Source organism: Eisenbergiella sp. OF01-20, from assembly GCF_003478085.1.
Lineage (GTDB): Bacteria > Bacillota > Clostridia > Lachnospirales > Lachnospiraceae > Eisenbergiella.
On the sequence record NZ_QUES01000002.1, the window covers coordinates 409,575 to 435,370 of the forward strand.

Annotated in this window: 23 protein-coding genes; 6 read left to right on the forward strand and 17 right to left on the reverse strand. The window is 50.1% G+C overall.

Annotation, left to right across the window (positions count from 1 at the left end; all coding sequences use genetic code 11):
- The first annotated feature begins 109 nt into the window (after positions 1-109).
- The 3 genes from DXA36_RS05355 to DXA36_RS05360 all read left to right on the forward strand — a co-directional run bounded on the left by DXA36_RS05355 (position 110) and on the right by DXA36_RS05360 (position 3,168).
- The gene (locus DXA36_RS05355) at positions 110-2,377 is read left to right on the forward strand and encodes a helix-turn-helix transcriptional regulator (RefSeq protein ID WP_118677037.1); all 2,268 of its coding nucleotides are present in this window, start codon (positions 110-112) and stop codon (positions 2,375-2,377) included.
- Positions 2,378-2,398: 21 nt separating this feature from the next.
- Entirely contained in the window at positions 2,399-2,569 is a 171-nt protein-coding gene (locus tag DXA36_RS32860) for a hypothetical protein (RefSeq protein ID WP_182478940.1), read from the forward strand.
- A 104-nt stretch (positions 2,570-2,673) separates the two neighbouring features.
- Positions 2,674-3,168 (forward strand): HD domain-containing protein, encoded by a 495-nt coding sequence (locus DXA36_RS05360; RefSeq protein ID WP_118677039.1) that lies wholly within the window; start codon positions 2,674-2,676, stop codon positions 3,166-3,168.
- 143 nt (positions 3,169-3,311) lie between these two features.
- Here DXA36_RS05360 and DXA36_RS05365 read toward each other — a convergent pair whose 3' ends face one another.
- Positions 3,312-5,819, reverse strand: coding sequence for a glycoside hydrolase family 95 protein (locus DXA36_RS05365; protein ID WP_118677041.1), 2,508 nt, complete (start codon positions 5,817-5,819; stop codon positions 3,312-3,314).
- 145 nt (positions 5,820-5,964) lie between these two features.
- Complete coding sequence (locus DXA36_RS05370) at positions 5,965-7,380, reverse strand: MATE family efflux transporter (RefSeq protein ID WP_118677044.1); 1,416 nt, start codon at positions 7,378-7,380, stop codon at positions 5,965-5,967.
- A 195-nt stretch (positions 7,381-7,575) separates the two neighbouring features.
- Here DXA36_RS05370 and DXA36_RS05375 point away from each other — a divergent pair, with 195 nt between their 5' ends.
- Positions 7,576-8,493, forward strand: a complete 918-nt coding sequence (locus DXA36_RS05375) for a LysR family transcriptional regulator (RefSeq protein WP_118677046.1) — start codon at positions 7,576-7,578, stop codon at positions 8,491-8,493.
- Positions 8,494-8,518: 25 nt separating this feature from the next.
- Here DXA36_RS05375 and DXA36_RS05380 read toward each other — a convergent pair whose 3' ends face one another.
- The 6 genes from DXA36_RS05380 to DXA36_RS05405 all read right to left on the reverse strand — a co-directional run bounded on the left by DXA36_RS05380 (position 8,519) and on the right by DXA36_RS05405 (position 13,374).
- Positions 8,519-9,808, reverse strand: coding sequence for an ammonium transporter (locus DXA36_RS05380; RefSeq protein ID WP_118677048.1), 1,290 nt, complete (start codon positions 9,806-9,808; stop codon positions 8,519-8,521).
- Between the two features lie 17 nt (positions 9,809-9,825).
- Positions 9,826-9,963, reverse strand: a complete 138-nt coding sequence (locus DXA36_RS32865; protein ID WP_182478941.1) for a hypothetical protein — start codon at positions 9,961-9,963, stop codon at positions 9,826-9,828.
- A 30-nt stretch (positions 9,964-9,993) separates the two neighbouring features.
- On the reverse strand, positions 9,994-10,332 hold the full coding sequence (locus DXA36_RS05385) for a P-II family nitrogen regulator (protein WP_118677050.1): 339 nt from the start codon (positions 10,330-10,332) through the stop codon (positions 9,994-9,996).
- A gap of 228 nt (positions 10,333-10,560) precedes the next feature.
- A complete protein-coding gene (locus tag DXA36_RS05395; RefSeq protein WP_118677054.1) occupies positions 10,561-10,839 on the reverse strand; it encodes a hypothetical protein in 279 nt (92 codons plus the stop codon).
- 15 nt (positions 10,840-10,854) lie between these two features.
- A complete protein-coding gene (locus DXA36_RS05400) occupies positions 10,855-12,459 on the reverse strand; it encodes a hypothetical protein (protein ID WP_118677056.1) in 1,605 nt (534 codons plus the stop codon).
- Between the two features lie 45 nt (positions 12,460-12,504).
- Positions 12,505-13,374, reverse strand: coding sequence for a GNAT family N-acetyltransferase (locus tag DXA36_RS05405; RefSeq protein WP_182478942.1), 870 nt, complete (start codon positions 13,372-13,374; stop codon positions 12,505-12,507).
- A gap of 169 nt (positions 13,375-13,543) precedes the next feature.
- Here DXA36_RS05405 and DXA36_RS05410 point away from each other — a divergent pair, with 169 nt between their 5' ends.
- Positions 13,544-14,065: a peptidylprolyl isomerase gene (locus DXA36_RS05410; RefSeq protein ID WP_118677060.1), complete on the forward strand. Its 522-nt coding sequence runs from the start codon at positions 13,544-13,546 to the stop codon at positions 14,063-14,065.
- A 332-nt stretch (positions 14,066-14,397) separates the two neighbouring features.
- Here the strand turns inward: DXA36_RS05410 and DXA36_RS05415 are convergent, their stop codons facing one another.
- Positions 14,398-16,767 carry a response regulator gene (locus DXA36_RS05415; protein WP_118677062.1) on the reverse strand — a complete coding sequence of 790 codons (2,370 nt, stop codon included), beginning with the start codon at positions 16,765-16,767 and terminating at the stop codon, positions 14,398-14,400.
- A 159-nt stretch (positions 16,768-16,926) separates the two neighbouring features.
- Between DXA36_RS05415 and DXA36_RS05420 the strand changes: the two genes are divergently transcribed.
- Positions 16,927-18,414 carry a GntR family transcriptional regulator gene (locus DXA36_RS05420; protein WP_118677064.1) on the forward strand — a complete coding sequence of 496 codons (1,488 nt, stop codon included), beginning with the start codon at positions 16,927-16,929 and terminating at the stop codon, positions 18,412-18,414.
- 123 nt (positions 18,415-18,537) lie between these two features.
- On the opposite strand, the gene fba is transcribed toward DXA36_RS05420, so the two are convergent.
- The 8 genes from fba to hprK form a co-directional block, all read right to left on the reverse strand.
- Positions 18,538-19,401: a class II fructose-1,6-bisphosphate aldolase gene (gene fba, locus DXA36_RS05425; protein ID WP_118677065.1), complete on the reverse strand. Its 864-nt coding sequence runs from the start codon at positions 19,399-19,401 to the stop codon at positions 18,538-18,540.
- A 147-nt stretch (positions 19,402-19,548) separates the two neighbouring features.
- Positions 19,549-20,454, reverse strand: a complete 906-nt coding sequence (locus tag DXA36_RS05430) for a diacylglycerol/lipid kinase family protein (RefSeq protein ID WP_118677067.1) — start codon at positions 20,452-20,454, stop codon at positions 19,549-19,551.
- Between the two features lie 92 nt (positions 20,455-20,546).
- Entirely contained in the window at positions 20,547-20,810 is a 264-nt protein-coding gene (locus DXA36_RS05435; RefSeq protein ID WP_009251556.1) for an HPr family phosphocarrier protein, read from the reverse strand.
- 38 nt (positions 20,811-20,848) lie between these two features.
- On the reverse strand, positions 20,849-21,883 hold the full coding sequence (gene whiA, locus DXA36_RS05440) for a DNA-binding protein WhiA (RefSeq protein ID WP_118677069.1): 1,035 nt from the start codon (positions 21,881-21,883) through the stop codon (positions 20,849-20,851).
- A gap of 40 nt (positions 21,884-21,923) precedes the next feature.
- Entirely contained in the window at positions 21,924-22,784 is an 861-nt protein-coding gene (gene rapZ / locus DXA36_RS05445) for an RNase adapter RapZ (RefSeq protein ID WP_118677071.1), read from the reverse strand.
- A 117-nt stretch (positions 22,785-22,901) separates the two neighbouring features.
- Positions 22,902-23,813, reverse strand: a complete 912-nt coding sequence (gene murB / locus DXA36_RS05450; protein ID WP_182478943.1) for a UDP-N-acetylmuramate dehydrogenase — start codon at positions 23,811-23,813, stop codon at positions 22,902-22,904.
- An 89-nt stretch (positions 23,814-23,902) separates the two neighbouring features.
- Positions 23,903-24,841, reverse strand: coding sequence for an ROK family glucokinase (locus tag DXA36_RS05455; protein WP_118677075.1), 939 nt, complete (start codon positions 24,839-24,841; stop codon positions 23,903-23,905).
- Between the two features lie 3 nt (positions 24,842-24,844).
- On the reverse strand, positions 24,845-25,792 hold the full coding sequence (gene hprK / locus DXA36_RS05460) for an HPr(Ser) kinase/phosphatase (RefSeq protein WP_118677077.1): 948 nt from the start codon (positions 25,790-25,792) through the stop codon (positions 24,845-24,847).
- Positions 25,793-25,796 lie beyond the last annotated feature (4 nt).

The window sequence follows — 25,796 nt, forward strand, 5'->3', positions numbered from 1 at the left end:
TTCCTATTCAATTTTTTCCAACGTGAGGATTTTCTTTTGCAATATGCTATAATTGCTATAGCTGCACCGGGAGCTGCAACAATCTTTAAGGAACGAGGGCAGGGAATGGATGAAACGTATTTGGAATTGGTTTTATAAGCATCTGATACACAAAAATACCGTTCTTTTTTCATGGGTTCTTTCCTATCTGCTCATATTATGTCTGCCATTCTGTATATCCAGCATATTAATGCACCTGCTGATACAGTCGGTACGGCAGGAAACCCAGGAAGCCTACCGCAATGAACTGATCAACACACAAATTCTTCTGGATGAAAAATTATCGGAAATGAACCGCTTAGCCCTGGAATTCTCACTGAATAAGGAGATCGACAGATTGGTATCCTTATCCGGACTTTCCGCACAGGAACATTATTCTTTTTACACGATTCAGCAGCGTTTTCAGGAATATAGTATATCCAACCACTATATCAGCTCCATTGCGCTGTATCTGCCTGATCTGGAAACCTGTATCACCAATAAATCCTGCTATACGGATACTCTTTTCCATGATTTCTGTATGGAAAATCTGCCGCCGCAGGCCTATCCTGAAACCTCCTTCCAAAACACCTATTATGTCCTGCCTGATACCGGGATACTGTATCTGCTGTCCCTTCCGCTGATTTCAGGCTCTCCCAATAATGCCTATCTGGCTGTCACACTGGAGCATTCCGTTCTGGACACCCTGCCCTACAGCATAGCGGACCATAAGTTAGTAATCCGATCCGAGTCTGCGAATACGGAATTACTCCTTCCTGTTTCCAAACCGGCCCTGGCAGAAGGAGATACCAGTTCCGTTTTATCCGTTTCTTCAGATATTTCCGGCTTCACCTATAGCTTATATGTCCCGGAAAAAGAATTTATTTCCCGATTTAATAATACGCAGTTCCTTATTTTATTGAGCAACTTTTCCTGTATTGCTATTTCCATTCTTCTGGTCTATTATTTTGCCAGGAAAAATTATAAGCCACTTATAAAACTTTTGGCTAAAGCGGGGGCCGGAACCTGTTCACAAAACGAATATGATCGGATTGAACATCATATTGACAGTATTACACAAAAAACCTGGGAAATTGAAAAAGAACTGACCCGGAACAAACTGGCGCTTTCCGATTATTATCTGGGCCGATTCCTGACAGGAGTCTACACGCCCCAGGAATGGACGATTATACAGGCAATACCCATAATAAAAAATTGGGATAGTGAAAACAATTCTGCGCTGATTCTAATCCTGGATCTCCGGGACTGCGGACAGCTTTTCCATGAACAGGGAGACCAGCAGGAAAACCTGTCCTTAATCCGGTTTATTACTGCAAATGTGATAGATGAATTAATACCTGATACCCTGCAGCAAAAAAGCATCGTGGATAACAACCTGTTTATCACACTTTTCCATGGGGACAGTCATGCGATTACTGCCGCTTTAGACAGCCTGAAGCAGACATTATTGCCTTTACTGGTTTCCTATAATGCAGGAATACGCACAGGCGTAAGCAGACCGTCTGCAAATGCCACGTCCTCTTGTCTCCCACACGTTTATAAAGAAGCCTCCGAAGCACTGGAGTATTGCAGGATTTTCAACCTTCATTGGGCCAATTATAACGCACAATGGGCATGCGGACATCATTTCACAAAGGATTACCAGCTTATGACCGGAATCACCTATAAATTTCAGAATGCAATCGTTGCATCCGAATTCAGCCGGGCTTGCGAATATATCGACCAGTTGTTTCTACTCCATTTTTACCAGGGACAGCCGCTTTCCGATGCCCGTCTGAATATGTATTCCATCATCAGCCTTTTCCGCTCCTGCCTTATGAAGCTGGATGATAAAAATTTCCCTGTTTCCGTAGAAGCCCAGACAGAAGCACTTTTGAACTGTGTCACAATAGAAGAATTGAAAGATACTTTGTATTCCAATCTTCAGCAGCTATCCGAATGGCTGGAAAACCAGGCGCAGACACGGATTCATCAGCTCGTCCGTCAGATAACCGATTATATTAACCAAAACTATCAGTGTTATGATTTAAGTGTAAACAGCATATCTTCCGTTTTCCAGATGTCACCTGCCGCTATCAGCAAGCTTTTCAAACGGGAAACCAATACCGGACTGCTGGATTACATCAATCAGGTACGTATACAGCATGCCCGGGAATTGTTGTCCACCCAGGCTTATTCGGTTTCCCAGGTGACCGAAATGATAGGCTATACAAATACCTCCTCTTTCATCCGTATCTTCAAAAAATACGAAGGGATTTCTCCCGGGATGGTGAAACAACGGACGTATAGCGGCCAAACAGAAGCTGTGAAGGATATCAGCAAGGATTCAAATATATAACTCAAACTTAGCAGGCGTGAAATGTCCTTCCGGGAAAAGGGCAGCTATCTCTTCGGCGCGCCGGAATTTATCATGGGTTCCCTGGTCCTGGCAGTATTCCTCCTCCTGGCCCAGCCTGCCATGCACGCCGCCCTGTGGCTCTTTGAACAGGGAGGCCGCCTTTACCGCAGGTTCTTCCGAAACGATATATGAAGGTACTTTGTGAAAAGAATCTTATATCTTTCTTAAGTCTATTGATACCCTTCCGGACTTGCGTCATAATATAAATAGACAAAAAGAGAAAGGGCGTGTTGCCGATGGACATTACATTGTCGGAGGATATTGACGCAGAGTATCTTGAGGATGTCTCTGACATCCTCACAAACAGGGAATTCTTAGCCTTGAACTGCTTCAGGCATCATTATGCAACCACAAGGCTGATGCACAGCATGAATGTCTCTTATATTTCATGGCTGCTGGCAAAGAAATTAGGCTGCGACGCCAAAGCGGCCGCCAGGGCAGGACTGCTCCATGATTTCTTTTTATATGATCCCAGGCAGGGCCGTCCCTCCCGGGAAATGCAGGCCTTCTGCCATCCCAAGGTGGCTGCGGCAAACAGCGAAGATACCTTCGATATCACCGAAAAAGAAAAAGAAGCCATACTGTCCCATATGTTTCCCCTGGGCCCTCTTCCGAAAACCCAGGAAGCCTGGATTATTTCCGGTGCGGATAAGCTCTGTGCCTGTGTGGAAGTTTTCCATATCGGCATCGCTCTCAGCCGCAATGGGCGTGTGGTGGTAAGCGCGGCTTAATGCCTGCGTTAATTTCATAGAGAGTGCCGGGAGGGCGTTTTAACTGACGCCTGTCTCCCAGGCAGAAAACAGGACCGGGCTGCGGGTTTTCCCACAGGCCGGTCCTGTTTTTGTCAGCGATCCCGGAAACGGATCAGGCAGCCCTATACCTGGTAGCTCCTGTCCGCTATTTCTTCGCCGGAAAACTCCAGGGTGTAAGTCTCCCCCTTCCGGGCTTCCCATTCCGCCATTCCATCCGCAGCCTCCCTGCTGCCCCCTGAACCGTTCGCGCGCAGCAGGCCCCGGGCCTTGATACGGCAAAGGCCGTCCGCTTCCGCCCGGATCTGCGCCTCCGTCAATCTTCCCTTTTTCCAGGCTGCGGATACCGAAAATCCCCCTCTCGCCCGCATTCCCCGGAAGGAACCGTCTATCCAGTCCACGGGTACGGCAGGAAGAAGCTCAATAAAGCCCTGGTGGCTTTGTATCAGCATCTCCGCCACACCAGCACCAAGACCGAATATCGCATCCATCTGCTGATTTACGCCGGTCATCATGCCCGCACCCAGATCCTCTCCTGTGCTTTTCAGGATATGCCCGCATTCCAGCGGGTTTTTAAACCGTGCCATCAGGGAAACCTTCCAGGAACCGGGCCAGCCGCTCTGTTTTTTTGCATGAAGAAGCCTTCTCTCCAGACTGCGCCGTGCCGCCTCGAACAGCTCCGGCGTACCGGTTTCGGTAATCAGCCCGCCGGGATATACCGGATACATATGGGATGTGTGAGACATACCCGGCGTACACTCTTCATAGTCCTCATACCATTCCAGCAGCTGTCCGAACCGCCCGGTACGATACGGAGGGAATCTTTTCCTGGCTTCCGCCGCCTGTCCGGGCACCGGATCCCCTTTGATATCCAGAATCCGGGCCGCCTCTTCCACATTGGAAAAAAGCTCCCGCAGGATGCTCATATCCATGACAGATCCCATGGTGACCGCACTGATACAGGGATGGTTAGGCGAGCATCGGCTTTCCTTTGCCACCTCCTCTATCAGTTCGATTACGGTTTCTTCCCCGCTGGTAAGGAACTTATTCTCCGGGGAAAGGGAGGGCGCTGTCACCAGATAGCCGTCGTTGTTCTCCACCAGGAAATCCAGCATAAATACAGCCGCTTCCCGGAGTACGGGATACATTTTTTTCAGGAACTCCCTGTCCCTGGTGAACTCATAATGGGTCCAGATGTGTTCACACATCCACGCGCCGCCAAAAGGCCACCAGCTCCAGGAAGCATCCTCACAGCTTGGCTCCGTGGAACGCCACAAATCCGCATTGTGATGGGCCACCCAGCCGCCCATATGATAATATTCCCTTGCTGTCTGCCTGCCCGCGTCCGCCAGCTCCGTCAGCAAATCCATCAAAGGGAGATGGCATTCCGGAAGGCCCAGGACTTCACAGGGCCAATAATTCATTTCCACATTGATATTGTTGGTATAATTGCTGGACCAGGGCGGATTCGGCGTGTCGTTCCATATCCCCTGCAGGGTCAGCGCCTGGCTGCCGGGACGGGATCCTGCTATGGTCAGATACCGGGAGTACTGCAGCATCAGAGCCGCCAGGGACGGATCATCCACTCCTTCCCCGCAGAAACGAAGCCTCTGGGTGGTGGGAAGGTTTCCGGTAAGCTGGGTTCCCAAATCCAGATCCACCCGGTTATAAAGCGCCTGGTAATCCCTAAGATGTGCCTCCATTGCCCCCTGATAGTCCCGTCCCGCCTTCTGCAGGCTGTCGATACCGCTTCGTATTTCCGCCAGCAGTCTGCCCGCATCCCGATCTCTGGGAACCCGGTAGCCCGCATAATTGGTAGCAGCCCGGATGGCAAGCAGGGCATAACCCGCTCCGCTCACGTACACCCTCGCACCATCCGAAGCCACGGTTCCGTCACTGGAAATCACTCTGGCGCAGCATGCAAACCGGAGCGCATCCGAATTTTCCGGATCCTTGTAAATAAAACGGGGCGTAACCGCTGTGTAATTAGGTTCCGCATGATCCGGGGCTATCCCTGTCAGAAAAGCCTCCCCGTCTTTTGTCCCATTGCTATAATGAAGCGGAGAATCCAGGCCGAAGGCAAAATTCAGTACCTTTTCCTTCCCCCGTCCCTCTTCCGGCTCCGCCGTACAATACACATACGCCGTGTTATCCGGATAGCTGACAAAATAGTCTCTCCGGTATCTGATTCCGTCCCGCATCCAGGAAACCGTTTCCACCGCATCCCCGAGGCTCAAGCAGCGCCGGTACTCCTTAATATCTTCCGGCTGAGGCTCTATCACCCTCTTAAGAGGCATGTTTCTCCTGTTATCCGCCTGCCCCATAGTCATATGCAGGCTGGCAAGGGGCAGATAGGTTTCAAACCAGCGGCCTTCCATATCATTATTAATAATGGTATTGGCCTCTTTTTCCCTTCCCTCCAAAACAAGCCTTCTGGCTTCCACAAACCGGTCATAATGCCGGGGGTTCAGATAAAAGCCCTCGCTCCCCGACCAGAGGGTATCTTCATTGATAAATACCTCCTCCAGCACCGCTTTGCCCATAACAGACATCCCCAGACTCCCGTTTCCCAGATAATGGGCATCACAGAACTGTCCGGCAGGCTGCTTTTCCCACAGACAATAATCCTTCATCCCTTGTTTCCCCTTTCTGTACCGCCGCAGCGATTATCATACCTTGTTTGTATCACATTTCGGGGAAAACGTACAGAAACAATTTTTCACATAAGGATACCATTCTTCAGATGTTATAACAGGAGCGAACCTACCTGAGACGATACTAAATATTTCCTTCTTCCGGGAACACAATCACACCCTCCGCCTCCAATACCAGCGCTTCCTCCTCCATTTCCTCTTCTGCTGCCGTCAGGAAACTGTTTTTCCACACCCCTTTTTTATAGAAGAAAAGGGACAGCACCATAGCAACCGTCCAGCCGATAGGCCAGGAAAGCCAGATTCCCATGGTTTTAAAAGGCACCGCCAGCACGAAGGCCAGGATGACACGCAGAAACAAGTCCGTAAATGTGGCTGTCATGAAGGATTTCATCGCCCCCGCTCCCCTCAGGACGCCGTCCGCCATCAGCTTCAGGGAAATTACGAAATAAAAGGGAGAGACAATCTGTAAAAACTGTGCTCCGGTTTCCATCGCCACCGTACTCCCCTCATTCATAAATAAGGAAAGCACGGCATGGCTTCCGAAAAAGAAGACCGCGAAAAAGGGGACCGTGATGAGCAAGGCCAGCTTTACCGATGCCCGGAATCCCTTCTTAACTCGCTCCTGTTTTCCTGCCCCCAGGTTCTGGGCCGTGAAGCTGCTGGTTCCGTTTCCCAGGGTCGTCAGGCTGGTGATGGCAAAGGTATTCAGCTTAACCGCCGCGGAATAACCGGCAATAACCGAGGAACCATAAGAATTAATCAGTCCCTGGATAAAGATATTCCCTATGGAAATAAAACTTTGCTGCAGGATGCTGGGAACCGCAATCCTGCTGATTTTCCCCAGCATATTCCAGGAAAAGGCCGCGGCCTTTTCCTCCGTATGTATGGCCGCCAGCCTCTTTTTAAGGGTAACAAGCGCCAGGACACAGGCAATTCCCTGCGCCAGGAAAGTGGCCCATGCCACACCGGCCACTCCCCAGTGAAATACCGCTACAAAAAGCGTATCCAGAAAAATATTCCCGATGGAGGAACCAATCAGAAAATACAGCGGTGTTTTCGAATCACCCAGCGAGGTAAAAATTCCGGTGGCAACATTATACAGGAAGAGAAAAACAAACCCTCCGACGTAAATCCGCAGATACAGATCCCCATCCCCAAAGATATTATCCGGGGTATTGATCATATGCATCAGCCCCCTGCTGCCCAAAAGCCCTGCTGCCGTAAGCAGTACGGACAGGACCAGAGAGGCAAGCATGGTGGTGGAAACCGCCGTTTTCATCTCTTTGTACCATTTTGCCCCGAAATACTGGGAAATCACCACTGAGCAGCCGATGTTGCTTCCCACCGCGATCGCCATGAAAATCATAGTGATCGGATAGGAGGCGCCCACCGCAGCCAGCGCATCCTCCCCTGCAAACTTGCCCGCAATGACACTGTCCGCAATATTATACAGCTGCTGGAAAATCACGCTGACAAACATCGGTATGGAAAATTTCCATAGCACGCTTTGCGGTTCTCCCACCGTCAGATCCTTATTCATTCTTCTTTCCTCCCTGTTCTGCCGTCCTCATAGATTTACTTAACGTATCTGTTTATTTGCCTTTCAGACCGTCCTGTATTATACTACTTTCCATAAGATAAATAAAATCAATATTTTCTATTTATTTTATAGATATTATCTATGTATCTGTCCAGAAAGACACGGCACGCCTGAGACGGAAAGGGGAACTAATAGATGAGCGTAAGCTTTGATTCTTACAAAACCTTTTACTATGTGGCAAAGTTCAGAAGCTTCACGGAGGCGGCAAAGGCGCTTTATGTCACGCAGCCCACCGTCACCCATGCCATACAGACTCTGGAAAAGGAACTGGGCTGCATCCTGTTTCAACGCTCCCGGAAAGGGGTATCGCTGACACCGGAAGCGGTGATGCTGTATGAACATGTAAAGACCGCCTGTGAGCATATTTTTGAAGCGGAAAACGCACTGAGGGCAAAAAAAGAACTGCTGGAGGGCCAGGTCCGTATCGGGGCCAGTGAAACCACCCTTCATTTTTTTCTGCTTCCTTTTCTGAAGCAGTTTAAGACCTCCCATCCCGGTGTGAAAATAAAAGTGAACAACACCAGCACCCCCGCCTCTCTGGCCGCCCTCCGGGCAGGACACATCGACTTTGCCATACTGGTTATGCGGCCTGATTATAAAGGGGCTTTTCTTCCCCGGGACAATTTTTCCGTCACCAGGCTCGCCGGTTTTCAGGATATTTTCATCGCAGGATCCGATTTCTCCGCGCTGGCCGGCCGCCAGGTCACTCCCAGGGAGCTGGCCGGATATCCATTCATCTGTATGGAGCCCGGGACGGTCACCAGACAATATCTGGACGATTTTTTTCTCTCCTTCCATCTTACCATAAGCCCGGATATTGAATTGGCTACCACGGATTTAATCACACCTATGGCTGCCAATAATCTGGGAGTCGGCTTTGTCCCCCTCCCGTTTGCGGAAAACGCGCTGGAGGAAGGAAAGGTGTTTGCGATCCGCCTGACGGAAACTGTCCCGGAACGGGAAATCTGCGTTATTTACCGGACCGATACGCCTTTATCCCTTGCGGGAAATGCTTTTCTCCGGCTGTTTTCCGCTCTGCCGGAACCGAAGTAGAAATTACAAGGAACACAAAGAAGCCTTATCGGTCATCGTGCAGCCGGAAGTTGGCATAGGCGCTCATGCCGTGCTCATGCATATCCAGGCCTTCGATTTCTTCTTCCGCGGTAACCCGCAGACCCATGGTTTTATTCAGTACGGTGAAGAGGACAAACGCGCATACCGCCACATAGGCGATAACGGATACCACGCCCAGCACCTGGATACCCAGGAACTGCATACGGCTCATGCCCCAGTCCGCCAATACGGAAGATTTTACAAATACACCGGTGAGCACAGTCCCCATCGCACCGCAGCCGCAGTGGACAGCCACCGCACCTACCGGATCGTCAACCTTCAGAACCTTGTCAAGCAGTTCCACAATAAATACCACCAGAAAACCGGCAGCAAGTCCGATAGCCATAGCCGCATAAGGCGAAACCACGTCACAGCCGGCAGTGATCGCAACCAGGCCGGCCAGGGAACCGTTCAGTGTCATGGAGACATCGGGTTTGCCGTAACGGAACCAGGTAAGGAACAGAACGGTAACGGTAGAAACCACAGCGGCAAGATTGGTGGTCATGGCGATATCACCGAGGCTTGTTGCGGCGCCGGTCGTGGAACCGCAGTTGAAACCGAACCAGCAGAACCAGAGGATAAATACGCCAAGGGCGCCAATGATGATATTATGCCCCGGGATCGCCTGGGGTTTTTTGTCCTTGTCAAATTTTCCGATACGGGGGCCGACAACAGCGGCCCCGATAAACGCGCACACACCGCCTACCATATGTACCGCCGTGGAACCGGCAAAGTCATGGAAGCCCAATCCCGAAAGCCAGCCGTCGGACCAGATCCAATGCCCTGTTACCGGGTAAATGAAAACAGAAATGGCAGCACTGTAAATCAGATATGCGGAAAACTTTGTCCTCTCCGCCATGACGCCGGAAACAATAGTAGCCGAGGTGGCACAGAACACCGTGTGGAAAATCATGAATACCCCGATGGGAAGCCCATGGAACATGCCTTTTGCATCCGCCAGGCCATAGGTGTCAAAAAACCCGGTTGTTCCGATAAACCCTCCGGCATCCTTTCCGAACATAATAGCAAAACCAATCACAAAGAAGAAAATACTTCCTAATACAAAGTCCATTAAATTTTTCATTGTTATATTTCCGGCATTTTTTGCTCTTGTAAAGCCGGTTTCCACCAGGGCAAACCCCGCCTGCATAAAAAATACCAGAAAAGCTCCCAGACAGGTCCATACAATATTTAACAATAATTCTACCGCAGCTTCCGAACTCATGCCGCCTGCAATCAAATCCGATAAATACATACCATTTCCTCCTCTTTTCACAGCACAGAGCTTTCTGCTCCCCGGCCTGCTTCCTTAACAGCGGTTACCGCGCCGGGCAAATCAAGCACATGCGCAAAAAAAGAGATAATAAAGAGTGCAGCCCCTTTGTTATCTCCTTCGATAAATTTTTCCATCCTGTTTTTTCCTGCTGTTTCCCGGGACCTTTACAAAGCGTCGGTTCCGTGCTCCCCGGTACGGATCCTAACGGCGTCCGCCACATCATATACAAAAATCTTTCCGTCACCGATGCTGCCGGTATTGATTTCCTTCACTATCTTGTCAATCAGTTTATCCGCATGTTCCCTGGCAACAACGGTTTCCACCTTGATCTTGGGCAGAAGGTTCACCCGGTATTCGGCGCCCCTGTATTTTTTCACAATGCCCTTTTGATTCCCGCAGCCCATAATATTGACGATATTCAGGCCGTTTACCTCCTCCGTGTCCAGAAGCTCTTTCAAATCCTCCAGCTTTTCCGGCTTAATAATAATTTCCAGCTTTTTCATACGCGTTCCCTCCTTGAGAAACAGACACTTCGTGCCTTTTTCTGAAAATAAAAAAAAGCGCCTTAACCAGATATTGGTTAAAACGCCTTTGTTTGAACTCTATTATACACACATGAAAAGGAATGTCAAATGTTTTTTTCTTTATTTTTATTATTTCCTTCACACAGGCCGTCCGCAGATTTCCCGTTTTTTCAGCCCTCTGCCGGCTGCCGCAGCCCCCCTGCTGCTTCAAATGCGTTCTACCGAATCCACTCCCGGAAAGGCTGCATACCGGTTCCAAAGCTCCCAGTTTTCCTGCTTTTCCGCCTCCTCCAGCTCCGCCAGAAGCCGGACGCGGACCGCGCTGCGGTGGATAAAACAGGGATTGGGATCGTTAAAAAACTCATCGCTTTTACCCAGGATGATTTCTTCCTTCAGGGGAAGATCGGTCATGGTTCCCCGATAGATCTCCACCCCGTTCAGGCAGATACGGATACACTCTTCTTTTTCCTTCTTTTTTCCAAACACAGGCCGGCACCTCCCTTATAGCAGCATGTACAGCGAAAACAGGGCGAACACAAGAAACAGGACCGCATACAGCAGCTTCACCAAAGGCATCCGCTGCAGGCTTTTTTCCGAAAGGGCAAATACACTTTTTCCGCCCGCCACAAGAAGAATGATGAGCAGGGCAGGGATACACATGGCAGCAATATAGAGGCAGAAAATAAAGAAGGGGACGCCTTCCCCCGGAGCCGACTGCACCCATTGCAGAATGGACGCCAGATAGATCTGTCCGGTGCAGAAAAATTCACCCAGGGCAATCACCACGCTTCCTCCGAACACAGCCAGAAACAAAAGCTTCCCCATCCCCGGCCGCACAGCCGACTGCATCAGCTTTTCGTTCCATCTGCGCAGCGCTTTGGGAAGCTGCATCCGCACTTTCCCGAAATTCCCTTTCCTGACCTGGACAAAATCCCATAAATTCCCCAGGGCCGCCGCCAGACAGAAAACGAGCAGCAGAATATTCAGCACATCCCTCGCCGTTCCGAAGGCATCCATCGGGATGGAAGATGCCGCGGCTGCCACCGCCATACCAAGGCCGAGGTACGCCAGGAATTTCCCTGCCAGATAGCAAAGCCCGTACCGCAGGAACCGGCCTCCCGCCGCCGCAAGCAGAGAGAGAAACAGCAGGGTCATGGACAGGGCGCAGGGATTCAGCCCGTTCAGGAAACCGGTAAGCAGGACAGCCCCCACGGATGCCATTGCGGTAAAGCCGGCACCTCCCACAGCGGAACCCGCAAGCATTTCCGGATCATAACCGGCTCCGATCCCCTCCCCTGCCTTCATCAAATCCGCAAGTCCGCTCCGTATCTGCTTTTCACCGGACAGATAGCGGTTCCCTATGAATATGACCGGAACCTTCTGCCGGGACACCGGTACCTGATAGGCCTCGTATAACCGGAGCAAATACGAGGCATTTTCCTCTTCCATCACGGATAGCTCCCGGATATTCACAGGCAGGGCGGCTCCGTCCGCCGTTATTTCCGCCGGAAGCTCTTTCAGATATTCTTTTACCTTATCGCAGCTGCTGCAGCTTTCCGTAGAAAAAAACAGGATGTTCATGCTGCCCTTATCTGCATTCCCTAAAGCAAGCCCGCCTTCCCCTCCGGCTTTTCCCGGAGTCCTATCCCCGTCCCCGCTTCCGGGTTCCCTCGTTCCGGTTATATCCGGCCCCATTCCCGCCGCTTGTGCAAGACAATCGTAAAGCTCTTCCTCCATCCGGGTATATCCCGTAATCCAGCGGTTTCCCACAATCACCATAGGATAGGACACTTCCTCCTCCGGAATCCCCAGTTCCTGTACAAGCCGGTCCAGGGCCTCCCTTCCGTCCGTACGGTACACATAGTATTCTTCTATCTGATATGGGATTGCCGTCTGCCTGCCCTCCATCGTCTTTGATGCCAGATCCCGGAATTTTTTCCCTTCATGACAGGATTCGCAGGGATTGTTGTGAAAAAAATAAACCGTCACCTTTTCGTCCTGCTCCTGCGGGCTCGTCTCCTCCCCCGCACTGCCGCGCCCTGCCGTCAGCAGAAGTCCCAAAACAAGCAATAGTATAGATAGTAATCTCCCCGCTCTGTTTTTCATCGTCTCTCCCCATTTTATCCTTTATCGTATTTCTTACTAAAGGGATTATAACTTTCTTGCGCCCATCACGTCAACAGAAGATAACGGCTGGCCGGCTTCCCAGACAAACCGGAGGCAGTTCTTTCCCTTCCAGCAGATGTTTTCCGCCAAATGGCCCCCCAGCCTTCTGCATATTTCTTCTGAAGCACGGTTTCCCTCTACCACCAGAGCCTGGATCCCCTCAAACTCCAGTTCCCGGAAACCATACTCCAGAAGTGCCGTACAGGCTTCCAGGCAATATCCCTTCCGCTGTTCCTTTTTTGCCACAATAAAACCAAGCTCAGGATAGGCAAAGCCCTCCCTCCTACAAAAACCGGCTCTGCCCACACAGCGCCCGCATTCCTTTTCCACCAGCATCCAGATACCGAACCCAAAGAAAGGATAGGCCTTCTCAATATAACTTTTCATATAGGCCCTCTCCTCTTCCCGATCCGCAGAAAGCCTGTCCAGGAAATCCCCGGCGTCCGCCTGATCATAGATCCGGTATAACGCCTCCAAATCCCCTTCCGCCATTTCCCGGACCAGCAGCCTTTCCGTCTCCAGGATTTCCCAAGGTTCTCCTATATGCCTCTGATACACCTTTTCCAGGAAATCCCCGTCCAGCCCTTCCAGCGACTCCACCGCATAAGGGATATCTTTCCAGTCCCCGCTCCGGTTCCCTTCCGTCAGAAAAAGCAGGATACAGGCATCCTTACCCGCCCTTTCCCGCACGGCATCCGGCCGGTCCGTGATATAAACAATCCCGTTCCCCGTCAACGTCTCCTCCGATATTCCCCTCTCCAGCTTCACCTGATACAGGGCCAGCCCTTCCTCCAGCTCCTCTGTTTTGGCTGCCGCCGGTTCCCATTCCAGCTCCAGAACCACTTTCTCCAACATAATCCGCGTACTCCCTTTACGAATTGTCATATTTCGGCTACAATAAACCTGTCGGCCTGCTGCGCCGGCCTGCTTCTCCCCGCCCGGCCGGGGAGGGAGAAGCAGACCGGTGCAGCAAACCCTCAGGTTTATTGTAACCAACATAACAACAGAAAGGAAGAATTATTTTATGGCACAGAATCCCGTTGTAACAATTACCATGGAAAACGGAGATGTTATAAAGGCTGAGCTTTATCCTGATATCGCTCCCATTTCCGTAAACAACTTCATCAGCCTGATTCAGAAAAATTTCTATGACGGACTGATTTTCCACAGAGTCATCAAAGGCTTCATGATCCAGGGAGGCGATCCGGACGGAAACGGAACCGGAGGCCCGGGTTATTCCATTAAGGGAGAATTTTCCCAGAATGGTGTTAAAAACGAATTAAAGCATACCGAAGGGGTGCTTTCCATGGCGCGTTCCATGGCTCCCAACTCCGCAGGAAGCCAGTTCTTTATCATGCATAAGAATTCTCCTCATCTGGATGGTTCCTATGCCGCTTTCGGCAAAGTGACGGAAGGAATGGAAAATGTAAATAAAATCGCTGAAACCAATACCGATTACGCCGACCGTCCTCTCACGGAGCAGCGCATTAAGACCATGACCGTTGAAACCTTCGGCACGCAATATCCGGAACCGGAAAAAATGTAAACAGACACGTACAGCAGGCCGCCCCCGTCAAAACCGGGGAGCGGCCTTTTCTTTTCTGTCAGTTTTTGCCAAATTAAGCGTTCATATATTGTTCATATTTTTTTCAAAAAAAATTAATCCGGCACACACTGTTTAGACACTTCTGTTTCCTATACTATAATCATAAGATGAAGCGAACAAAGAAACACCAAACTTCATCTTCTCCTCTTAAGCGTACAACAAAACTTTTTATAAATAGCTTTTTCATAATAAATGCCAGGTAAGCAGTTACCTGGCATCCTCCCTTTTTACGGGAGCTTTTTTTATGTTACCGGCGGCCGCCGGAACGGCCGTCAGGAAATATAACGCGCAATCAGGCGGTAAAGCTGCTGTACATCAATAGGTTTTGCAATATGGTCGTTCATGCCGGCCTGCCTGGCAGCTGCCACGTCCTCTGCAAAAGCATCCGCAGTCATGGCGATGACGGGGATTCCGGCCGCATCCTTCCTTGAAAGCCGGCGTATCTTTCTCGACGCACGGAGTCCGTCCATCACCGGCATACGGATATCCATCAATATCAGATCATAAAAGGCTTCCATGGAATTTTCAAAAGCTTCCACACCCGCCTTCCCATCGCCCGCCACATCTACGGCGGCCCCCGTCTGCTGCAGCAGCTCCCGGGCTATTTCCCGGTTCAATTCATTATCCTCCACCAGAAGAATATGTTTCCCCGTAAAATCATAGGTCGGCAGTTCATCCTGCACCACATCCTGTCCCAATACATATTTTTGTATCCCGTAGCACAAAGTGGAGAGGAAAATTGGTTTCTGCAGGAATCCTGTGATTCCCGCTTCCTTGGCAGGCTCCTCAATCTCGCTCCAGTCATAGGCGGACATAATCAGTATGGGGATATCCCCGCCATTCTCTTTCCGGATCTGCCGCGCCGTCTGCAATCCGTCCATGCCCGGCATTTTCCAGTCAAGGATGACGGCGTCATAGTCCGCGCCCTTCCGGCGGGCTTCTCCCACCCTGGACACCGCCTCTGCGCCGCTTTCCGTACATTCCGCAATGACGCCGAATTCCCGCAGGGCCTGTTCCATGTATTCCAGAATATCCTCCCCGTCATCCACCACCAGAATCTTCAGCTCCGGGAAACGCAGGGGCATCGGCGGCATATTGTCCAACTGCATGGGAACCGACACAGAAAAAGTGGAACCTTCGCCGGCGCTGCTGGCTACCCGGATACTTCCGCCCAGCAGCTCCACCAGCCTTTTGGTTATCGCCATACCCAGCCCGCTGCCCTCCGTTTTATCCACGCGGCTGTCCTGTTCGCGGGAAAAAGGCTCAAAAATATGTTCCATAAAATCCTGGCTCATACCGATTCCCGTATCTGTTATCACAATGTCCAGATAAACAGAAAGGGCATCCTCTCCTGCCCGTTCTGCGATATCCATAGTGACAGAGCCTCCGGAAGGTGTGAATTTGGAAGCATTGGATAACAGGTTAATCAGGATCTGACGCAGACGCAGCGCATCGGAGCAATATCTCTCATGCCTGAGATCATGCAGCCGAACCGCAAATTTCTGGTTTCTGGCTTTGATATTGGGCTGCGTGATGGTAACCACATTGGTCAGCAGCTCCGGCAGGGACAAGGGCATATTGCTGATGGAAATGTTGCCGTTTTCTATTTTGCTCATATCAAGGACATCGTTTATCAGCCCAAGCAGATGCTGCCCCGATAAGGTTATCTTATTCAGGCAGTCCAGGATCTTATCCGGCTCATTCAGATGGGATTTGGCGATATCCGTCATCCCCACAATGGCATTCATGGGAGTACGTATATCATGGGACATATGCGACAGGAAATCCGATTTCGCCCTGTTGGCCCTTTCCGCCAGACGCAGGGCCGTTTTCAGCTCCTGCGCCTGCTTCTCCAGCTTCTCCTGCATCTGCCGCAGCTCCGTCTCATTTGTGATATCAATAAAAAGGAAAAGATACAGCGGTTCTTCCCCCAGCGAATCCAAACAGGCGGCATTGACCTGAAGCCAGGCCTCTTTTCCATCCCTGTTTATACAGCGGGCCACAAAATGCACCGCTTCCCGGGATTGGAATTTCTTCCGGTAAAGTTCCACCACGTCCGCATTCTGCTTCAGGTTTTCCCGGAATAAAGCATCCCCTTCCCCAAAAAAGTCATAAAACCGGGAATTTGCCTCCAGAAGTTCCATTCCCTGTTCTCCCCCGACGCGGCATTTCGCCACAAACCCGGGTAGGTTATCATAGGTTACGGACTGCTCCCGTTGCTGCTGGATAATATCCGTGACATCCGTCATAGCGGTATAGGATACCTGGCATCCGTCTATATAGTCATTCACAAAGGTTGCCGTCATCTGGACAAGGGCATATTCACCGTTCTTTTTGCGTATACGTCCGATATTGCTGTAACCCGATCGGCCCTCCTCCAGGGCTTTTGTGACCACACCTCCCAGCCTTTCCCAGTCCTCCTCGTCATGGATTCCCAGTTCATCATTACTGTAGTAGCTGTCGCATTGATTATGATAAAGGATTTCATATTCCTCTTTTGTATACCCTATCAGTTCATAATAAAAATCATTGGCCCACACCAATGAAAAATGTTCATTTAATAAATGCTTGCTTACACTGACACGCAGCATATTCATCAGGGTTGTATATTCATAATCTCTTTCCCGGCTGTCTGTATCCATTTTTTTACCTCGAAACGAAGGAGTGATCTCCCGTCCAAACTTTCTCGTTTTAGCTACAGGTTTATTTTATTCCATCTTTCAATATTAAGCAAGCATTCTGTATTCATTTCATTTATGTTATACTGTAAGCAATCGTGAACAAGGGAAAGGAAAGCTGTCATGAAGACGGAGAATAATCTTTACGAAACCGTATACCAGTCCATGCTGACCCAGCTGTACAGCGGCGTGCTGCGCTGCGGCCAGTCCATTCCCTCCCAGCAGGAACTGTGCCGGCAGTATAATATCGGGATTACAACAGTCAGGAAGGTTCTGGGTATGCTGGAAATAGATGGCTTCATCCGAACTTCGGCGGGGAAGCGGGCAGTGGTCTGTTTTGATGAAAACAAGCAGTCCTATATTTCCGTCCTTCTGAAACGAAGTGAAAGCATACTGGATATTTACCGGGGCCTGGAAATCCTGATGCCTCCGTTATATGCAGCAGGTGCCGTGCGCTGTCCCGATTATAGCAGACTGGATTCCCTCACAATTGCAGCCGCCAGGGAGACTGACCTCAATACATTCTATCTGCAGTCCAGCCGCTTTTTTACCGAATTCCTTAAGCCCTTCCGTAATCCGGTTATTTTGGATCTCCAGTCAGATATGGAACATTATGCCCGGATCCCTTATCTGTCGGCTTCCGGCCTGGCAAATCCTTTCACCATCACCTGCACCTATGCCCGGACCAACCTGCAGTACATCCGGTCCCTGGCAGGAGACGGGCAGGAAGCGGCGCTGACCGGCAGGCTCCGGCGTATGTACAGGGAAATGGGCGCACGGATCGCTTCTTATCTGGAGGCTTTGGGGAAAAAATATCCCGCAGATCCGGGACAGGATTCCTACCAGTGGTTTTCGGGCAAATCCCGGGTACCGTTATATACGGTAGTGGCCCGGGACCTGTTCAAACGGTGTGAAATGGGTGAATTCGATAATTGTACTTATCTGCCCTCTGTCCCCCTGATCATGGAGGAATACCACATTTCCAAATCCACCGCGTCCAACGCTGTTTCCCTGCTCAGTGATATCGGGTTTGTAAGGACTCTGGACAAAAAAGGCATTGTGCGCCGAAACGGCGGGGAATTGCAGCCGATCCGGCTGGATGAAAAAATAATAGCGGAGCATCTGGTTTTATTTCTGGATGTCCTTCAGATTCTGTCCGTCTGTGCAGACAGCCTTTCCTCTGCGGCATTTTCCGCATTGAGCCGCCCCGAAAAAGAAGAAACAGCCAGGCTTTGGGCCGGATACCAGAATACCGCTTCCACCGCTCAGATCGTGCAGATCCTTCTGCATTTCCTGCAAGAAAATATGCCTTCAAAATGCCTGCGCAGCATTCTGGAGCAATTTGATAACATTCTGATTTGGGGCCATTATATGGACCGGATGCATGCATGTAACGCCATAACCCGGCATCTGGATTCGGAAATCCGGCGAGGCTTTTCCCAATTGCAGACCGCACTCTCAGAGGATAAGGAGGACGAATTCACCCGCCCTTTTTCCTCCATTTTTGCGTTGGTTTACCAGAGCCCCCGAAGCCAGCTTCTTCCGTGTGTGCCCTGGCCCGAAAGGCTGCCTGCGCCTTTATGCGGAAGGCTTTATCAGCCTCTGCCGTAACGGCTTTTTAACAGGCTCCATGACTTCCTTTCCTTCCCTCCACTAAAAAAGAGCGCCGGCCTCTCAGCCAACGCTCTCATTTTCTGTATTGGTAATAATCCTGTCAGGATATAAGGCTTATTCTCAAGCCTTTCCAACAGAACCGAACATTTCCATTTTTTCCTTAACGGTATCCTTGATAGCCTGTGCGCCGGGTGCCAGAAGCTTACGGGGATCAAAGCCCTTTCCTTCCAGATCCTTGCCTGCTTCCACGTATTTTCTGGTAGCTGCCGCGAAGGAAAGCTGGCATTCGGTATTAACATTGATCTTGGAAACACCGAGGGAGATCGCTTTCTTGATCATATCTTCCGGGATACCTGTTCCGCCGTGAAGAACCAGAGGCATGTCCCCTGTCAGCTTCTGGATAGCATCCAGAGTTTCAAAGGAAAGTCCCTTCCAGTTAGCGGGATATTTGCCGTGGATGTTGCCGATACCTGCTGCCAGGAAATCAACGCCCAGATCAGCAACCATCTTGCATTCCTGAGGATCTGCACATTCGCCCATTCCTACAACGCCGTCTTCTTCGCCGCCGATAGAACCAACCTCAGCTTCGATGGAAAGTCCTTTTTCATGAGCTGCTGCAACCAGTTCTGTGGTCTTTGCAACGTTTTCTTCAATTGCATAATGGGAACCATCGAACATGATGGAAGAAAATCCAGCTTCAATGCACTTATAGCATGCGTCATAGCTGCCGTGGTCAAGGTGAAGAGCTACCGGAACCGTGATGTTCATTTCTTCCAGCATTCCGTTTACCATGCCAACAACGGTCTTATATCCGCACATGTATTTGCCAGCACCTTCGGAAACTCCCAGGATTACAGGGGAATTCAGTTCCTGTGCTGTCTGCAGAACGGCTTTGGTCCATTCCAGGTTATTAATGTTGAACTGGCCTACTGCATAATGGCCGGCTTTTGCCTTGTCGAGCATTTCTTTCGCTGATACTAACATTTTATCTACCTCCATTAAATTTTAAAATAATTTCTCTTTACTGGTGTTATTATACCCCATCTTCTTAAAAAAGGAAATAAGGAAAGTTAAACTTTTCACACAACTTTCATGAAGGGCGGCACTGGGGCGGAGGAGAACCGGGAGTATTTATTCTTCCAGTGTCCAGGGCACGCGGATTTGAAGGGCCTGCTTCCGGTTCTCCATATCCACAACATGATGCTTGCCGCCGAATTCGCCGTCCAGAGTCCAGGATACCTCTTCCTCGGACTCGATGTGAAGGGAGGCGGTTTTAAAACAGTACATCTGATCCGTGTCGATGTTGCGGTTAACCAGATCGGTGAGTATCTGGTTCAATTCGATGGCATTGGTGGGGCGTTTGATCAGGGTGACCTCAAACTCGCCGTCATCCAGCTCCACGTATTTGCCGGTAATCCGTTTAAAACCTCCCACGGACATGGAATTGGTGATCATCCCGAAAATGAAATCCCCTTCTATCTCCAGATTCTCGGCGGTTACCTTCATCTTGTAGGATTTGATGGAGGGCAGGCGTTTCATGCCTTCCAGAAGATACGCCATATGCCCCAGGACGTTTTTGTATTCCTGCTTCGTTTCGTAAGAAACATCGGTAAAAAGGCCGAAGGCTGCAATGTAGACAAAGGTATCGTCGTTAAAGGCGCCGATATCACAGGCAAAAAGCCTTCCGTCCACTACGGTTTCAGCTGCCGCCTTCATATTTTTGGGTATTCCCAGGCTGTTTGCAAAATCGTTGGTGCTCCCTGCAGGTATGTAGCCCACGGGTACCGGTTTGCTGCTCTTCATGATACCGGTAACCACCTCATCCAGAGTCCCGTCACCGCCGCTGCATACCACACAGTCGTATTTCTTTGCTTTTTCTGCCGCCACTCTTACGGCATCTCCGGCATATTGGGTGGGGTAAACAGTCACTTCATTTCCGGCTTTTACAAAAACATCGATGATATCGCAAAGATTGTTTTTTATCTGTCCCTTGCCAGCCTTGGGATTATAAATAAACAGCATTTTTTTTCTCGCCATTTTCACATTCCTCCTTATGTGGCCCCCTCGGAACTTTAAAAAAGGAGCATAGATATGCTCCTTTTCTTTTTATTTGAAAGTCTTTATTCCATTCAGTTGCTTTTGCCGCTGCAAAGATACTTCGCAATATCCTCTACTGCAACTTCTTCATCGGGACCATCTGCAATAACGGTCACCAGTTCGCCGCTGTCAAGGCCAAGACTCATCATTCCCATGATACTTTTTGCATTTACCTTTTTGCCTTCCGATTCCAGATAAACAGTGCTGTCATGCTGGCTGGCCACCTGTACGAGCATAGCAACCGGCCTTGCTTCCAGTCCGCCGCTTAACTGAATTTTGACTGCCTTCATTTTCATAAATTACTCCTCCTTTTACTACTTTCCTTCCACTTCTTTTACCTATTTATCCCCTGCTGCGACCTGACATTATCCGCCAGCTCACTCAACTTGCGAAGCCTGTGATTCACGCCTGACTTTCCTACCGGAGGATCCAGATATTCCCCCAACTCACGAAGGGGGGCATCGGGATAAGCAAGCCTTATTTCCGCCATCTCCTTCAATCCGTCCGGAAGATTCTCAAATCCGTATTTCTCCTGGAGAAGCAGAATGTCCTCCGCCTGTCTTGTGGACGCGTTCACGGTCTTACCGATATTGGCCGTTTCACAATTTACTCTTCTGTTCACAGAGTTACGCATTTCTTTTACGATTCTGTAGTTTTCGAAGTTCATCAGGGATTTGTGGGCCTCCACAATATTCAGGAAATCTGATATCCCCGTACCATCCTTCATATAGACAACATGGTACTTTTTCCTCTGCACAATTCTGGCTTCCACTTCGAAGGAAAGTAAAATTGTCTGAATCTGCTCTGCCTGAAAAAGGTTTGTGCATACAATCTCAAGATGATAGCTTTTTCCCGGGTCACTCATGGAACCCGATGACAGAAACGCACCTCTTAAAAAAGCTCTCTGACAGCATGAATTTTTGATGAGCATAGCGCTGACAGGGGCTCTCATGTCCCGGAGCATCCCCTCCTTGTCCATGAACTTTGCAGCCTGCAGAACCTGCTTAATCTGGACAGGATCCGTTAGTTCGATATCATAAGCCCTGATCCTTGCAGAGGTCCTGACCCTGGGTTTCAACCCGGGTTTCATGCTGTTTCCCACCCGTTTTTCATTCACGCTAGTATTTATATTAAATGTTTTCTTCAATAATGTAAAGCATTTTCTTATAACAGCTTCATTTTCTGCCTGAATCACCAGCTTTTCACCATAAGAAGATGGACGAACCCCTTCCTCCCGGTTATTAACTTTTTCTGCCGCCTGTAAGCTGCCGCAGAAATGCAGAATAGAGGCCAGCTCTGCAATCTGGCAGTGCCTTGCGGCGGCCACCTGTTTTTGCAGTTCTTCCTTAACTTCTCCTGAAAAAGACATGTCCAGCCCTCCTGGATACCGGCAAGCCCTCCGCCGGGATTTATTTTACATCCCTGTGGCTGATGGTCAACCCATAATTTCCTTTATCCTTCATGCGCACATACAGATCATTTGCCAGCGTTACGCTTCGGTGCTTGCCTCCGGTACAGCCTATGGCAACCACCAGCTGGTACTTGCCTTCCTTGATATAATTGGGGATCAGGAACTGAAGCATGTCCTCCAGCTTGTCCATGAACTGCCCGGCTTCCGGGAAACTCATCACATAATCCTGCACCCCTTTATCGTTCCCCGTCATATATTTGAGTTCATCGATATAAAACGGATTGGGTAAAAACCTGACATCAAACACAAGATCCGCATCCGCCGGTATCCCGTGTTTAAAACCAAAGGACATAATACTTATTATGAGATTATTATATTCCCCGTTCTGCACAAAAATTCTGTCTATTTCTTCCTTTAATTCCCGGGTCAGAAGCTTTGAGGTATCAATGATGTAATCCGCGCTCTTTTTGATCTTCGTAAGAATCTCACGTTCCTTGCGGATACCGGATTCCACCCGGTTGTCTTCGGGCGTGCACAGCGGATGTACCCTGCGGCTTTCCTTATAGCGCTTCACCAGGGTAGCATCGGAAGCATCCATAAAAAGAATTTCAAATACAAACCCGTTCTGTCTCATTTTGTCCAGTATTTTCATGGTATCCCCGAAGGATTGATCCGCCCTCACATCCAGCCCCAGGGCAGCCTTGGATATTTCGTTCCCCGGCATTACCAGCAGTTCCATGAACTTTTCAATCAGAAGCACCGGCAGATTATCCACGCAGAAAAAACCCACGTCCTCCAGCATCCTCATGGCTGTGCTTTTTCCGCCGCCGCTCATCCCCGTCACAATTACGAATCTCACTTATCTTTCCTCCCTCATGTCCCCTGCCCGGCCCGTATGGTTTCTTTTGTAATAAGAAGAAAGAGAAAGCCCCGTGGGAGGCTTTCCTGTCTTTCCTGCAAGTAGGTATATATGCGGTTAAAAATCTCCCAGAAATATGACCTCAGGCTCCAGCGTAACACCAAATTTGTCCCTGACGGTTTCCACCACTTCCTGGATAAGCTCTGCAATATCCGCAGCTATGGCCGTCCCGTCGTTGATAACAAAACCGCAGTGCTTCTCAGAAATCTGCGCTCCTCCGATCCGTGCTCCCCGCAGCCCGCTGTCCATAATGAGCTTTCCCGCGAAGTACCCTTCGGGCCGCTTAAAGGTGCTGCCTGCGCTGGCGAATTCCAGCGGCTGTTTTTCTTTTCTCCTGGCGGCAAGCTCATTCATCCGGGCCAGAATTTCTTCTTTGTTCCCCGGCTGAAGCCGCAGGCTTACCTGCAGTACCACATAGGGCCTGTTTTTGATCACGCTGTTGCGGTAACCGAATTCCATCGTGTCATTGTCCAGATCCAGAATGCTGCCATCCTTGTACATCACCTGGACGGATTCCACAATCTGCCGCATTTCCCCGTCATAGGCCCCGGCATTCATCTTGACGCCGCCCCCTATGCTTCCGGGGATACCGGATGCGAATTCCATTCCGGTCAGTCCGTTTTCCATAGCCTCCCGGGCCGCCGCGGACAGAAGCACCGATGCTCCCGCCGTCAGCAGATTGCCTTCGGTTTTCAGGGCGGTAAATTCCCCTCCCAGACGGATGATAACTCCCCGGTAGCCTTTATCTCCCACCAGAAGATTGCTTCCGTTTCCCAATATGAAATAGGGCCGTTCCACAAGATTCAGGTACTTAATTATTTTTTCCAGCTGTTCTTTATTATCGACGGTGACAAATACCTCCGCCGGTCCTCCCACCCGAAAGGTGGTATGCTTATGCATCGGTTCCTCAAGAAGGATATTTTCCGGTGTTACTACACTCTCCAGATATTCAATAAAAGCTTTACTCACTGCTGCTCCCATTCCTCATAAACTTGTAACTGTCCAGTTCCTTCACAGTTACATAAACTTATCAATATAGTATGCCGTAACCGGTATTTTTAGTCCAGCACCATTTTAGCGGCCCCGTAAATACCGGCGTCATTTCCCAAAGTTGCCAATGCGAACAGCGCTCCGCGGCTTCCGGCAAACACATAAGGTATGTAATTCTTCTGGATATAATCCAGCAGAACCGGCCCCGCTTTGGATACGCCGCCGCCGATTACAAATATTTCAGGGTTCACCACACCGGCAATATTGGCCAGCTCCTTGCCTAGGATCTCCCCGAAACGCTCCGCCACTTCGGCCGCCAGCTCATCCCCCGCTTTTACCGCATCAAATACGGCCTTTGCGGAAATATTGGGATTGCTCCTGAGCACACTGGGTTTGTCATCCTGGGCCAGTCTGCGTTTTGCCAGTCTCACAATACCGGTTGCGGAGGTATACTGCTCCAGGCAGCCGTAATTGCCGCAGTTGCATTTTTCGGTTTCCCCATCCATCACATGGATGTGGCCGATTTCACCGGCAGCTCCGGTGGTACCGGAAAGGATCCTGCCGTCCGCGATAATTCCGCCGCCCACGCCGGTCCCCAGGGTAACTGCCACCAGGTTTTTGTGTCCCTGGCCGCCGCCCTTCCACATTTCGCCCAGTGCGGCCACATTGGCATCGTTTCCGGCCTCCACGGGGATGTTCAGAAGGCTCTGCAGACGGTTCTTGATGCTGAAAGTCCCCCAGCCCAGGTTAACGGCGTTATAAACCGTTCCTTCCCCGTCGATGGGGCCGGGAGCGCCTACGCCCACACCGATGATATCCTCCCGGGTCAGTTCCCGTTCCTTCATTTTAGCCAGAATGCTGTCGGCCACATCGGGAAGAATGGCTTCTCCGCTGTTTTCCGTTCTTGTGGGGATTTCCCATTTTTCCAGGAGAGTCCCTTCCGTATCAAAACAGCCCAGTTTTACCGTGGTGCCTCCCACATCGACTCCGAAACAATAATTTGCCATGATTTAATCGTCCTCCTCATCTTCTTCTCTTCTGCGCGCCAGGGAGTTCTGTACACGGGTATACAATTCCTGGGCCGCATTGTAGCCCATCTTCTTCTGCCGGTGGTTGACTGCCGCCGACTCACAGATAATAGCCAGATTCCGTCCCGGGCGGATGGGAATGTTATGGCAGACAATCTTGTTGCCCAAGTAGTCTGTATATTCCTCTTCCAGTCCCAGCCTGTCATATTCTTTGTCCTTATTCCAGTCCTCCAGGCGGACCACCAGATCAATGGACTGGGTATCCTTAACGCTGGACACACCGAACAGGGTCTTTACATCGATGATTCCGATACCGCGCAGCTCGATAAAATGCTTGGTGATGTCCGGGGCATTCCCTATCAGCGTGTCGTCACTCACCTTTCGGATTTCCACAACATCATCCGACACAAGACGGTGTCCCCTCTTAATCAGCTCCAAAGCGGCCTCCGATTTGCCGATTCCGCTTTCTCCGGTAATCAGCACGCCTTCCCCATATACATCAACCAGCACGCCGTGCACGGAAATACAGGGGGCAAGCATAACATTCAGCCAGCGGATGATTTCTGCCATAAAAGCGGAAGTCGCTTTTTTAGTCATGAGAATAGGGACATTTTTTTCCTGGGCAATCTGAAGGAAAAGAGGATCCGGATGAAGCTCTCTGGAAAATACAATACAGGGAATGGGGTATGATAACAGCTGGTTATAGATTTTCTGCTTTCTCTCCTCCGTCATGGACTCCATGTAAGTGTATTCCACAAAACCGATAATCTGAAGGCGTGTGGCCTCATAATGCTCAAAATACCCCGCCATCTGCAGCGCCGGCCTGTTGATGTCCGGCTGGGTGATCTTAATACCCTTTACATCAATTTCCGGCGTCAGGTTTTCCAGTTTCATTTTCTCAATGATCTGTGTTAAATTCACATGTGACATACCT

Coding starts and splice junctions, on each gene's coding strand:
- DXA36_RS05355 (WP_118677037.1), top strand. CDS start 110: ATGAAACGTATTTGGAATTGGTTTTATAAGCATCTGATACACAAAAAT.
- DXA36_RS32860 (WP_182478940.1), top strand. CDS start 2,399: ATGTCCTTCCGGGAAAAGGGCAGCTATCTCTTCGGCGCGCCGGAATTT.
- DXA36_RS05360 (WP_118677039.1), top strand. CDS start 2,674: ATGGACATTACATTGTCGGAGGATATTGACGCAGAGTATCTTGAGGAT.
- DXA36_RS05365 (WP_118677041.1), bottom strand. CDS start 5,819: ATGAAGGATTATTGTCTGTGGGAAAAGCAGCCTGCCGGACAGTTCTGT.
- DXA36_RS05370 (WP_118677044.1), bottom strand. CDS start 7,380: ATGAATAAGGATCTGACGGTGGGAGAACCGCAAAGCGTGCTATGGAAA.
- DXA36_RS05375 (WP_118677046.1), top strand. CDS start 7,576: ATGAGCGTAAGCTTTGATTCTTACAAAACCTTTTACTATGTGGCAAAG.
- DXA36_RS05380 (WP_118677048.1), bottom strand. CDS start 9,808: ATGTATTTATCGGATTTGATTGCAGGCGGCATGAGTTCGGAAGCTGCG.
- DXA36_RS32865 (WP_182478941.1), bottom strand. CDS start 9,963: ATGGAAAAATTTATCGAAGGAGATAACAAAGGGGCTGCACTCTTTATT.
- DXA36_RS05385 (WP_118677050.1), bottom strand. CDS start 10,332: ATGAAAAAGCTGGAAATTATTATTAAGCCGGAAAAGCTGGAGGATTTG.
- DXA36_RS05400 (WP_118677056.1), bottom strand. CDS start 12,459: ATGAAAAACAGAGCGGGGAGATTACTATCTATACTATTGCTTGTTTTG.
- DXA36_RS05405 (WP_182478942.1), bottom strand. CDS start 13,374: ATGTTGGAGAAAGTGGTTCTGGAGCTGGAATGGGAACCGGCGGCAGCC.
- DXA36_RS05410 (WP_118677060.1), top strand. CDS start 13,544: ATGGCACAGAATCCCGTTGTAACAATTACCATGGAAAACGGAGATGTT.
- DXA36_RS05415 (WP_118677062.1), bottom strand. CDS start 16,767: ATGGATACAGACAGCCGGGAAAGAGATTATGAATATACAACCCTGATG.
- DXA36_RS05420 (WP_118677064.1), top strand. CDS start 16,927: ATGAAGACGGAGAATAATCTTTACGAAACCGTATACCAGTCCATGCTG.
- fba (WP_118677065.1), bottom strand. CDS start 19,401: ATGTTAGTATCAGCGAAAGAAATGCTCGACAAGGCAAAAGCCGGCCAT.
- DXA36_RS05430 (WP_118677067.1), bottom strand. CDS start 20,454: ATGGCGAGAAAAAAAATGCTGTTTATTTATAATCCCAAGGCTGGCAAG.
- DXA36_RS05435 (WP_009251556.1), bottom strand. CDS start 20,810: ATGAAAATGAAGGCAGTCAAAATTCAGTTAAGCGGCGGACTGGAAGCA.
- whiA (WP_118677069.1), bottom strand. CDS start 21,883: ATGTCTTTTTCAGGAGAAGTTAAGGAAGAACTGCAAAAACAGGTGGCC.
- DXA36_RS05455 (WP_118677075.1), bottom strand. CDS start 24,841: ATGGCAAATTATTGTTTCGGAGTCGATGTGGGAGGCACCACGGTAAAA.
- hprK (WP_118677077.1), bottom strand. CDS start 25,792: ATGTCACATGTGAATTTAACACAGATCATTGAGAAAATGAAACTGGAA.